Here is an 11,881-nt window from a genome sequence, read left to right as displayed (position 1 = left end):
TCCCCGACGTGGCGCATCTCACCGCCGACGTCCGGGAGCGGTCGTCGTAGAGTCAGGGGCATGACCTCGCGTGCCGGAACACCGCCTGTCCGGGATGAAACCCGGATGCATCCGCTGGATGGGTTCATCGCCTCGCTGGCGAGTCACTCGCTGTTCTGTGACGGCTGGGGGGACGAGCAGGCGTTCACGGGGCCGGGTCTATCGGATCGGCTCTGCGCCCGGCCTGGCCCGCTCTCCATGAACTGGGAGGCGGAGCAGTCTCGGGGGCGGCGTTGCTTTCGGGATGGCGCGTTCGACTCGCCCTGGGCGGCGCTGCCTCCGGAGGTCCGTCGCGGCAAGGTGCGGTGGTTCTCCTCCACGCGAGGTCGCGGGCGGGATGCGTGCGTGGTGCTGGCCTCGTCGCGGGACGAGGGATTCAGGCTCAGGACGTGGCTCTTCGCGCCGTTGGTCGACGAGGGCGTGGACTTGTTCTTCCTGGAGAATCCCTTCTACGGGACGCGCAGGGCGACAGGGCAGAAGGGGCCGCACATCCGCACGGTGAGCGAGCAGTTGAACATGAACATCGCGAGCATCGAGGAGGCGCGGGCGCTCGTGGCGCATGCGCGGCGGGAGGGCTACGAGCGCGTCGCGGTGGCGGGATACAGCATGGGTGGCTACATGGCGGCGCTCGCGGCGGCGACGATGCCGGAGCCCGTGGGAGTCGCGGCGCTCGCGGCGGGAGCGTCACCCGCGCCCGTGTTCACGAAGGGCGTGCACGGGCGCTCCATCGACTTCAAGAAGCTGGGAGGCTCGCCGGATGAAGCGGAGGCCCGGCTGCGACTCGCGACGATTCTGGACGCGGCGAATGCGTGTCTCTTGCCGCCGCCCGCGAAGCCGAGCGCCGCCGTCATCGTGGCGTGCGCGAGGGATGCCTTCGTGCCGTTGTCCGAGGCGCGAGCGCTTCACGCGCACTGGGCCGGAAGCGAGCTGCGCATCCTGGACGCGGGCCACATCTCCGCGCTCATCACCTCCGGGTCGGCGCTGCGCGGAGCGATTCGAGACGCGGTCCATCGCTCCGGCGAGTGACCCCGCTACTCGCGGCGAATCGTGTCCGGGTCCTCGCCCTCGGCCATGCCCGGAGTCTTGCCCGGTTCATCCTCGGGCTTCCGCCGCTCTTCACCTTGCTCTTCGCCCTCGGCCTTCCGCGGCGTGCGGCCTGGAGCCTCCTCCTCGCGCTCGTCCTTCCGGGGCTGGCCACCGCCGCGTCCCGGTTCATCGTCGCCCACCACCATCGACTCGTAGGGCATGTGATCCATGCGTGCTCCTCTCGCGGGTTCAGGACTCCTCCCGAAAGGTAGGGCCGTCCCCCGGGCGTGCCGCGCCGGGCCTTGCGGTCGCCCGCCCGCTCGCCCACCCTGCGCCTCCTCGCCCGCAGGAGCCGCCATGTCCCGCCTCGCCGCCTGTCTCGTCCTCCTCACGCTCCCCGCCGTCGCCGCCGAGCCAGCCCTCACCCCTCGCCGACCCGTCCACACCTACTCCATCGTCGCGAGAGACCCGGTGACGGGAGACCTGGGGGTCGCCGTCCAGTCCCACTGGTTCTCCGTGGGCGCCACCGTGCCCTGGGCCGAGGCCGGCGTCGGCGCTGTCGCCACCCAGTCGTTCGTGGACCCGTCCTACGGTCGTCTGGGCCTGGAGCTCATGCGCGCCGGACGCAGCGCTCCCGATGCCCTCAACGGTCTGCTCGCGGCGGACTCCGCCAGCAACGTGCGACAGGTCGCCATGGTCGACGCGCAGGGCCGCGTCTCCGCGCACACCGGCAGGAGCTGCATCGCCGCCGCCGGACACGTCGTGGGCGAAGGCTTCTCCGTCCAGGCCAACATGATGGACAAGGCCACCGTCTGGCCCGCGATGTCCCAGGCGTACCGCGACTCGAAGGGCGACCTGGCCGAGCGCATGCTCACCGCGCTCGAAGCCGCGGAAGCCCAGGGCGGCGACATCCGGGGCAAGCAATCCGCCGCCCTCATCGTCGTCTCCGCGAAGTCCACCGGCCGTCCCTGGCAGGACCGTCGCTTCGACCTGCGCATCGAGGACCACCCGGAACCTCTCAAGGAACTCCGTCGCCTCGTCACCCTCCAGCGCGCGTACAACTTCATGAACGAGGGAGACCTCGCCCTCGAGCACAAGGACACCGACGCGGCCCTCGCCGCGTACTCCTCGGCGGAGAAGCTCGCTCCCGGGAACATGGAGATGGTCTTCTGGCACGCCATCTCCCTCGTCGGCGTGGGCCGCGTGGATGAAGCCCTCCCGCTGCTCCAGCGCACGTACGCCGCCGATCCCCGGTGGCGGGAACTCGTCACCCGGCTGCCCGCTGCGGGGCTCCTCCCGGACGACCCGAAACTCCTCTCCCGGCTGACGGGCACGAAGCCGAAGCCCGCGAAGTGAATCGCGGACTCAGCCGCACAGGGAGCAGGGGCCCGAGCGTTGGGGATTCCTCTCGGTGGGACGGCGGGCGCGAGCGCTTGTGTCCACCGAGCGCGATGGAGAGGTTCTCAAGACGAGGACACCCATGCGCATCCCCCCGGCCCCATTGCTCGCGTTGCTCGTCCCGTTCATGGCGCTGGCACAGGTGCCTCAGGACGTGTCCCTCTCACCCGAGGAGTCCAGCGGTCCCAGCTACTGGTACTGGGTCGCGCTCCTCGTCATCGCCGCGGCCGTCTTCGCGTGGGTCTCGGTGCGCCTGTCACGCAGGCATCGAGGTCCGCCACCGACGTCGCGGCCACGACGCTCCACCCGCTCCGTCTAACCCGAGGGCCGGTGCTTGCGCAGCGTGTGCAGCGCGGCCAGCCACAGCCGCGCTTCCTTGCGCGTGAGTCGTGAGCGACGCAGTGGCGCGAAGAGGTCTCTCAAGGCCGTGCGCCCCGGCTGCTCGTCGATGAGGAATCCGCCCGAGCTGAGCACGCCCCCCAGCGTCGACTCCACCTGCGCCAGCTCCGTGTCCGTGGCCGCCACGGGCAGCGGACCCGGTGGCGGCGCGTGCTCCGCCAGCGTGGCCACGCGGACTTCATAGGCATACAGCAGCACGGCCTGCGCCAGGTTGATGGAAGGCTGCTCCGGCGCGGTGGGCACGGCCGACAGGTCGTGACAGCGCTCCACCTCCGCGTTGGTGAGCCCGCTGCGCTCATCTCCGAAGACGAGCGCCACCGTGCCCTGCGTCGCGCGAGTCACCAGCTCCTCACCCACCGAGCGCGGGGGCAGTCGTCGCTTGCCCTCCACCTTGCGCGAGCTGGTCCCCACCACCCAGACACAGTCGGCGATGGCTTCCTCCAGGGTGTCGGCGCGGCGGGCGCCGTCCAAAACATCCTCGGCATGGACCGCCAGCCGGCGCGCGGGCGTCAAATCCTCCACTTCGGGCGTCACCCACACCCAGTCCGAGAGGCCACAGTTCTTCAACGCCCGAGCAGCGGCACCCAGGTTCTCCGCGTTGCGCGGACGCATCAGGACGAAACGGACGGGCAGCACCATGCGCGGGGCACCTTAGCGTCTTCCGGGGCTCGGGCCTGGGCCGTTGACCCGGGCGCGGGGCCCCCCTATAGCGTGACGCCATCGACCGCCGGGTGAGGGCGCGGAGGCCACCGGGAGTGTGGCTCCGGGTACACCATGCGGGCTCGGGGACGCGTGGGGGCCGCGTCCCGGCCGTGTGCGTTCGACCACACCCCCCTCGATTCCAGACGTGCGCGCCGTCGGCACGTCACGTGAAGAACAGCTGGTACCTCCGGAGGAACCATGGGTTCGCAGTCTTCAGTCCTGACCACGCCGCACCGCGCGACACGCGCGGGCTGGCTCTTCGCCGTGCTGCTGGTAGGCACCTCGCTCGCGGGCTGCCAGAAGGAGAAGGAACCCGCGACCTCGCCTCCGCCGGCGACCACCGAGGCTCCGCGGGTGACGGGGACAGACGCCGGAATCGCCGCCGCCCCGGCGCCGGTGCCCGTCAAGCCGGAGTCGGTGACGCCCATCATCAGCGCGCCGGGCACCGAGAGCGTGCTTCCCCAGCGCGTCGTCATCGAGCTGGCCCGCTCGCTGCGCCCGCCGGATGGCGAGGTGAAGCCGGGCACCGTCGTCAACATCGCGCCCCGAGTCGCGGGCAACCTGCAATGGAGCGGGCCGTCCACGCTCACGTTCAGCGCCACGGGCTCCGGCTTCACCTTCGAGACCGAATACACCGTGACGGTGGAGTCGTTGGAGACGGACGCTGGCGTGGTGAAGCCGCCCTCCGAAGGTGCGTGGACCCATCGCTTCACGACGCCCGCGTTCCGCTTCCTCCGCATGGAGCCCAAGCAGTTCGACCTGCTCAAGGGCCGCGTCGAGCTGGACCTCGCGTTCTCCGGTCCGGTGGAGCCGGCCGCCCTGCGTTCGCGCGGCTCCTTCCAGGTGGGAGGACAGGCCATCACCGACGTGAAGTGGCGCACCGTGGCCGGCAGCCGTGACGTCGTCACCGCGCAGCTGGCCCACCCGGGCCTCAAGGGCGGGGCCACCGTGCGCTTCGTCCTCCAGGCAGGGCTCGTCTCGGCCACGGACGCGAAGGCGCGCGCGCCCGCGGCGGAGTCCACCTTCGTGCTTCGCGGTGGCAAGCGGCTGGACATCACTGGCATCGCCCGTCAGAGCGGGGCCTCCGGGCACTACCTGGAAGTGAGCTGCCGCGACGTGGAGATGTCCGCTCCGCCGAGCCCTCGGCAGAACATGGATTACGACGAGTTCTACTGGGACTCGAGCAACCGGGGCTGTGTCCTGGACGATGCCACGGCCGAGGCCGCCATCCACCTGACGCCGCCGGTGAAGGTGTCCGTCGCCCCCTCGCGGCGCGGCTTCCGCATCTTCGGTGACTTCAAGCGCGGCGTGTACTCGCTGCGCATCGGCGCGGGGACGACGTCCCTGGGCAACGGCACGTTGCTGGCGGACTTCGTGGAGGACCTCTCCGTCCCGGCCCGTCAGCCGCAGCTCTCGTTCTCCTCGGCGGGGCGTTACCTGCCGCGCAGCGCGTGGCGCAACCTGCCGCTGCAGCACCTCAACCTGGACAGCGTGGAACTCACCATCCGCAACGTGCCGCCGGAGAACCTCGTCTTCTGGATGAGCGACGACCAGCGCGAGGTCGCCGATGAGCGCACGTCCAATGTGGTGGTGAAGAAGACGCTGGCCCTCCAGTCCCCCGCGGACACCTTGACCACCACCTACGTGGATGTGGCCAATCTGGTGCCGTCCACGACGCGCGGACTCGTGGAGGTCTCCGTGAAGAAGGATGACCTCCAGGCGGCCTCGCGCATCCTCCTCACGGACTTGAGCCTCGTGGCGAAGCGGGGCGGACCCGCGCCCGGCTCCACGGACCGGGGCGAGGTGTGGGTCTGGGCGCTCGGCATCGAGAGCACCGACCCGGTGTCCGGCGTCGAAGTCACGCTCGTGAAGAAGAGCGGCCAGTCGGTGGACCGCTGCGTCACCAAGGGCGCCGACGGGTGCATGCTGAAGGTGCCCGCGGCGGGCGCGGACGACAGCGAGCCCTTCGCGCTCATCGCCCGTCAAGGCGAGGAGCTGACGTACCTCAAGTACAGCGAGCTGAAGATGGAGATCGCCAACTCGGACGTTCAGGGCGAGCCCTACCGCTCCGAGAAGGCCTACCGCGCCTCCCTCTGGTCCGACCGGGGCGTGTATCGCCCGGGAGACACGGCGCACGTCGCCGCCGTGCTGCGCGGCCAGGATGACCTGGCGCCGCCCACGGGCATGCCCGTCGAACTGGTGGTGGTGGATGCGCGCGAGCGCGAGTGGAAGAAGGTGCCGCTGAAGACGAACGAGGCGGGACTCGTCTCGCTCGACATTCCCTTCGAGGCGTTCCAGGACACGGGCCGCTACCGCGTGACGCTGAAGGTCGCGGACCGGGACGTGGCCTCCTACGCCTTCAGCGTGGAGGAGTTCGTCCCCGAGCGCATGAAGGTGACCGCGACCACCGAGGCCCCCGGCTACGTGCAGGGCGTGGAGCTGCCCGTCGCCGTGGAGGCCGCCTATCTCTTCGGCGGCTCGGCGGAAGCAAGCCCGGTGGAGCTCAACTGCCGGCTACTGCCGTCGGACTTCAAGCCGAAGCAGAACGCCCAGTTCACCTACGGCCTGTGGCGCCAGGACGGCAAGGAGCCGCGTCCCGTCACGCTGGGGCAGGCCAAGGGCGTGCTGGATGCGAAGGGCCAGGCGGTCCTCAACTGCCCGGCGCAGGCGGCCATGGGCGGTCTGCGGGGCGCGGCGAAGCTCAGCGCGTTGGTCAGCGTCTTCGAGTCCGGCAGTGGCCGCTCCACGGTGAACGAGGCCAGCGTGCCCGTGCATCCGGAGCGCTACTACGTGGGTCTGCAGGCCAGCGTGGGGAAGGTGAAGGCCGGCAAGCCCTTCACTGTCTCTGGCGTGGTGGTGGACTGGGACGGCAAGGTCGTCACGTCCGGCTCACTGGCGCCCAAGTCGGTGGAGGTCGAGTACGTCCGCCTGGAGGAGGAGTACGGGTACTACTACGACGAGTCGGAGGGGTATGACCGCTACCAGCGCTACCTGCGGCCGATTCGCGAGGGCAGCGCCGTGGCGAAGGTGGTGGACGGCCGCTTCTCCCTCAGCGTGACGCCGGGCGGAGATGCCGCGGGCTATCTGGTGCGCGTGCGCTCCGGTAATGCGCAGACGGACCTGGAGCTGGAGGGCGAGGGTCGCTACTACTGGTGGGGCGAGGGCTCGCGCGTGGACCAGACGCCGCGTCCGCTCAAGCCCACCTCGCTGGATGTCGCGGTGCCGGCGCAGGCCCGCGTGGGCCAGGCCATCACCGTGAAGGTGAAGGCTCCGTACAAGGGCCGGATGCTCTTCACGGCGGAGACGGACCGCGTGCTCGCCACCGAGTGGAAGGCCGTGGAGCCGGGCGAGGTGACGTGGACCTTCACGCCCAAGCAGTTCGCGCCCAACGTCTACGTGAGCACCTTCCTCGTGAAGGACCCGCATCTGGAGTCCCGCGAGGCGTTCATGCCGGACCGCGCCTTCGGCGTGGCCAGCGTCACGCTGGAGCCCGTGGACTTCACGCAAGCCGTGACGCTGAACGTGCCCAAGGAGGTCCGCTCCAACGACACGCTCAACGTGGACCTGGACCTGGGGGCGCTGGAGGGGCCGACCTTCGCCACGGTGGCGGTGGTGGACGAGGGCATCCTCTCCCTCACGCGCTTCCAGAGCCCGGACCCGCTCAAGCAGATCTTCACCAAGCGCGCCCTCGGCGTGGGCACCTACGAGACCATCGGCTGGACGCTGCTCGTTCCGCCCGGCGGCAACTCGCGCTCCACGGGTGGTGACGCGGAGAGCGATGCGAGTGGCCGGGTGCAGCCCGTCAAGCCCGTAGCGCTGTGGAGCGGCGTGGTGCTGGTGCCCGCCAGCGGCAAGCTGCGCCTGCCCTTCCAGATTCCGCAGTACCGGGGCGCGGTGCGGGTGATGGTGGTGACGGCCGGACCCAAGCGCCTGGGCCGCGCGAGCGCGCAGGTGCTGGTGAGAGACCCGCTGGTGCTCCAGACGACGCTGCCTCGCTTCCTCACGCAGAACGACGAAATCCAGGTGCCCGTCTTCGTCACCAACCTGTCCGGCAAGCCGCAGGACGTGAAGGTGACGCTGGGCGCGGAGTCGCTGCCGGTGCCGGGCCTGTTGCAGCCCGCGACGGCGTCGTCGCCGCTCCAACTGCTGGGCAAGAGCGAGGGCCGGGCCCGGCTGGAGGATGGCAAGTCCACCACCTTCGTCTTCCAGGCGCGCGCGGTGCAGGCGGTGGGCGCCGCGCGGCTGAGCGTCGTGGTGGAAGGCGGTGGCTACACGTCGAAGGAGACGCTGGATGTGCCGCTGTCCCCGGCGGGCCCCCGCGAGCGGCGCGTGCAGCGCATCGAGCTGGCGGAGGGTGTGACGGACCTCTCCAAGCACCTCCAGGGCTGGGTGCCCACCACGGAGCGCTCCACGCTGTGGGTGACGACCAATCCCTATGCGCAGTCGCTCCAGCACCTGTCGTACCTGGTCCAGTACCCCTATGGCTGCATCGAGCAGACGACGTCCTCCACGCGTCCGCTGCTCTTCGTGTCGGAGCTGGTGGACACCGTGGACCCCACGCTGACCCAGAAGGGCTCCGTGGGAGACATGGTGCTGGCGGGCATCAACCGCGTGCTGTCCATGCAGACGTCCTCGGGCGGCTTCTCCTACTGGCCGGGCTCCACGGAGCCGGTGGAGTGGGGCACCGCGTACGCGACGCACATGCTGCTCGATGCGCAGAAGCTGAAGTACCCCGTCTCGCAGGACCGGCTGAACGACGCGATTCAGTGGATGAGCAGCCGCATGGGTTCCTACGAGAACGCCGCGGTTCGCTCGGATGGCCGCATCAACAGCGAAGAAGCCTACATGCACTATGTGCTGGCGGTGTCCGGCAAGGGCCGCAAGGCGCGCATGTTGAAGCTGGTGGAGACGCTGGCCGAGAAGTCGAAGAAGGGCGCGCTCGATGGTCAGGAGCGTGAGGATGACTACATGCTCAAGGCCGGCCTGTGGCTCGCCGGAGACCGCCGCTACGAGAAGGAGCTGCGCACCCCGGACCTGTCGCCCGTCACCGACGAGCGCAAGAACAGCTGGTCCTTCTACTCGGACCGTCGGCGCCGTGGCTTCATGCTGAGCACGTACCAGGACCTCTTTGGCAACTCCGCCGCGGGGGAGCCCCTGGCGGCCATGGTGGCCGAGTCCCTCCAGGCCCACACGAGCAGCTGGTACACGACGCAGGAGCTGGTGTGGGGAATCACGGGCCTGGGCAAGCGGCTGCAGGGCGCGGCCTCTCAGTTCACCCCGCCGGTGTTGACGGTGGATGGCAAGGACGTGGCGTCGCTGCAGGCGAAGGACGCGCGCGCGTCGGACCGGACGTGGGCCCTGGCTCGGGCCAGCGAGCGCAAGCAGCTCCAGCTCGACGTGAAGTCCAAGGACGCGGGGAAGCTGTACCTCGTGTTGAGCAGCGAGGGCGTGCGCGCGGACGGACAGGTGCGCACCGGAGGCGAGGGCCTCACGCTGAAGCGCACCTATCGCAAGCAGGACGGCACGGAGCTGAAGCTGCAGGCGTCGCCCCTGGCCCTGGCGGAGCTCATCTACGTGGAGCTGACGCTGACCAACACCACGCACGAGCGGGTGCAGAACATCGCGCTGGTGGACCGACTGCCGGCGGGCTGGGAAATCGAGAACGCGCGGCTGGGGCGTGGCGGCTCGGTGGACTGGGTGGGCGCGGACGCGCTGTGGACGCCGGACTACGTCAACATCCGGGATGACCGGATGGAGGTCTTCGGCGCGCTCGGGGCTCGGGAGTCGAAGAGCATCGTGTACGCGGTGCGCGCGGTGACGGCGGGGGCCTTCACCCTGCCATCGGCGGAGGCCGAGGCGATGTACGACCCGCGCATCTGGGCCCGCGAGGGGGGTGGCACGGTGCAGGTGTCCGGCCCGTGGAAGGACAGCCTGCTCTGATATGCGCCGCGCTCGCCACCTCCTGAAGAAGCTCGTGTGGTTCGCCGTGGGGCTCGTCGGCCTCGCGGCGGTGGGGGTGGCGGCGGCGTGGGTGTTGCCGCTGCCGTCGCGGCTCTCCGCGCCGCCCTCGGTGGTGCTGGAGTACCGCGATGGCACTCCGGCGCATGTCTTCCTCGCGCCGGACGAGCGGTGGCGCATCGCCGCTCCGGCGGAGCGCATCGACCCGGCCTACCTCCGGGCCCTGCTCGCGTTGGAGGACAAGCGCTTCTATTCCCACCCGGGCGTAGACCCGCTCGCGGTGGCGCGCGCGGCCGTGCTCAACCTGACGCGAGGCCGCCGGGTGTCGGGCGCGTCCACGCTGACGATGCAGCTGGTGCGCATGCTGGAGCCCCGTCCACGCACCTTCACCTCGAAGCTGGTGGAGGCCTTTCGCGCGGTGCAGCTGGAGCTGCGCCTGACGAAGCAGGAGGTGATGGGCGCCTACCTCCAGTTCGTCCCGTACGGTCGCAACGTGGAGGGCGTGGAGGCCGCGGCGCTCGCGTACTTCGGCCACACGGCGGCCCACCTGAGTCCGGCGGAGATCGCCACGCTGCTGGCGGTGCCGCAGAACCCCAACCGTCGTTTCCCCACGACGGAGAACCGCGCCCGGCTGCGCGCGGCCCGGGATGACGTGGCCCGACGGCTGCTGGAGGCCCACGCCCTCCCACGCGGCCCCGAGGGCGCGACGGTGTCGGCCGAGCAGGTGCTCGCGGAGGTGCATGCCTCCGCCGTGCCCCTGGACTTGAAGGCGTTTCCTCGCGAGGCCCCGCACGCGGCGGTGTGGCTCCGGGCGCAGCGCCCTGGGCAGACGCGGCTGCGCACCACGCTGGATGCCGGCACGCAGCGGTTGGTGGAGCGGGTGATGCGCGACGGGGCGAAGGACCTGACGTCGCGCGGCGTCCACAACGGCGCGGCCGTGGTGGTGGAGCGCGAGCGGGGCGAGGTGCTCGCGCTGGTGGGCAACTTCGACTTCTTCGACGAGAAACACGGCGGACAGATTGTCGGCTTCGCCGCGCCGCGCTCTCCGGGGTCGGCGCTCAAGCCGCTGCTGTACGCCATGGGCATCGACCTGGGGCTGGTGGGGCCGGAGCAGCTCGTGGCGGACATCCCCACGACGTACGGCGGTTATGCCCCGCGCAACTTCGACGGCCGCTTCCTGGGCCTCGTGCGGCTGGAGTACGCGCTGTCCCAGTCGCTCAACATGCCCTTCGTGCGGCTCCTGGAGCGCGTGGGCGTGGAGCGCTTCCTGGGTTCGCTGCGCACTGCGGGGGTCGCAAGCCTCGTCCCGGAGCCCGGCTACTACGGCCTGTCCGCGGCGGTGGGCGGCATCGAGGTGACGCCCCTGGAGCTGGCGGGGGTGTACGTGGCGCTCGCGGGTGATGGCCGCACGCGGCCGCTGCGCCTGCTGGAGGAAGGGCAGCCGGTGGAGTCCCCCGTGGAGGTCATGTCTCCGGGGGCGGCGTGGCTTACGCGCAAGGCCCTGTCGCTGAAGGACCGGCCGGACTTTCCGGAGCGGCGCCGGCTGACGGGCCTGCCCGCGCGCGTGCACTGGAAGACGGGGACGAGCTTCGGGCACCGGGACGCGTGGGCCGCGGGCTCCGGGCCTCGGCACACGGCGGTGGTGTGGCTGGGAAATTTCGACCACTCGCCGAGCGTGCACCTGGTGGGCGCGGATGCGGCGGGCCCCCTGTTGTTCGACATCCTCGAAGGCGTGGGTCCCCGGGGTCGCTCGCTGCCAGAGGATGAAGTGAATGCGCCGGACGACTTGATGCGCGTGGAGGTCTGCGCGTACTCGGGACATCTGCCGACGGAGGCCTGCACGCAGCGCAAGGAGGTCTACGCGCGGCGCTCGGCGGTGCCCACCGCCCGCTGTCCCTACCACCAGCACGTGGAGGTTGACGTGGCCTCCGGGCTCGCGGTGGGGCCCACCTGCCGCGCCGGGCGGAAGACGGAGTCGCGGGTGTTCGTCACCTGGCCCGCCACCATCCGCCGTTGGCTGGAGGAGCAGCACCGCCGCCTGCCGGAGCCTCCCTCGGCGGCGCCCGGCTGTGAGCCCGGTGGCGAGCGCGCCGCGCCCAGCATCGTCTCGCCCGCCCAGGGCCACATCGCGCTGCTGATTCCCGGAGTCCCTCCGGAGCAGCAGGAGATGCCGCTGGAGGCGGAGGCCTCCCACGAGCGCGCGCTCACCTGGTTCGTGGACGGCGCGCTCCTGGGAACGGCGCGCGCCGACGAGCGCATGTGGTGGAAGCCCTCGGTGGGCTCCCACGAAATCCTCGTCACGGATGACCGGGGACTCAGCGCGAAGCGCACGCTCGTCGTCCGCGAGCGGCGCTAAAGC

7 protein-coding genes are annotated in these 11,881 nt (G+C 70.7%); 5 read left to right on the top strand and 2 right to left on the bottom strand.

Going from position 1 to position 11,881, the window contains the following annotated elements; genetic code table 11:
• Positions 1–60: 60 nt before the first annotated feature.
• Positions 61–1,065 carry an alpha/beta hydrolase family protein gene (locus HUA78_RS18745; protein WP_174476831.1) on the top strand — a complete coding sequence of 335 codons (1,005 nt, stop codon included), beginning with the start codon at positions 61–63 and terminating at the stop codon, positions 1,063–1,065.
• Between the two features lie 5 nt (positions 1,066–1,070).
• On the opposite strand, the gene HUA78_RS18740 is transcribed toward HUA78_RS18745, so the two are convergent.
• Positions 1,071–1,295 (bottom strand): hypothetical protein, encoded by a 225-nt coding sequence (locus HUA78_RS18740; protein ID WP_254623787.1) that lies wholly within the window; start codon positions 1,293–1,295, stop codon positions 1,071–1,073.
• A gap of 127 nt (positions 1,296–1,422) precedes the next feature.
• On the opposite strand from HUA78_RS18740, the gene HUA78_RS18735 reads away from it, so the two are divergent.
• Together HUA78_RS18735 and HUA78_RS18730 are read left to right on the top strand one after the other, a co-directional pair.
• On the top strand, positions 1,423–2,421 hold the full coding sequence (locus tag HUA78_RS18735; protein ID WP_174457208.1) for a DUF1028 domain-containing protein: 999 nt from the start codon (positions 1,423–1,425) through the stop codon (positions 2,419–2,421).
• A gap of 124 nt (positions 2,422–2,545) precedes the next feature.
• The gene (locus HUA78_RS18730) at positions 2,546–2,782 is read left to right on the top strand and encodes a hypothetical protein (protein WP_141645967.1); all 237 of its coding nucleotides are present in this window, start codon (positions 2,546–2,548) and stop codon (positions 2,780–2,782) included.
• Here HUA78_RS18730 and HUA78_RS18725 read toward each other — a convergent pair.
• Positions 2,779–3,501: an RNA methyltransferase gene (locus HUA78_RS18725; RefSeq protein ID WP_174457207.1), complete on the bottom strand. Its 723-nt coding sequence runs from the start codon at positions 3,499–3,501 to the stop codon at positions 2,779–2,781. The genes HUA78_RS18730 and HUA78_RS18725 overlap by 4 nt on opposite strands.
• A 261-nt stretch (positions 3,502–3,762) precedes the next feature.
• Between HUA78_RS18725 and HUA78_RS18720 the strand changes: the two genes are divergently transcribed.
• The gene (locus HUA78_RS18720; RefSeq protein ID WP_174476830.1) at positions 3,763–9,504 is read left to right on the top strand and encodes an alpha-2-macroglobulin; all 5,742 of its coding nucleotides are present in this window, start codon (positions 3,763–3,765) and stop codon (positions 9,502–9,504) included.
• Between the two features lies 1 nt (position 9,505).
• Positions 9,506–11,878, top strand: a complete 2,373-nt coding sequence (gene pbpC, locus HUA78_RS18715; protein ID WP_174476829.1) for a penicillin-binding protein 1C — start codon at positions 9,506–9,508, stop codon at positions 11,876–11,878.
• Positions 11,879–11,881: the final 3 nt, after the last annotated feature.

Origin of the sequence: Myxococcus sp. CA033 (assembly GCF_013336625.1) — a bacterium.
Taxonomy (GTDB): Bacteria; Myxococcota; Myxococcia; order Myxococcales; family Myxococcaceae; genus Myxococcus; species Myxococcus llanfairpwllgwyngyllgogerychwyrndrobwllllantysiliogogogochensis.
This window is presented reverse-complemented; position numbering and strand designations above follow the sequence as displayed.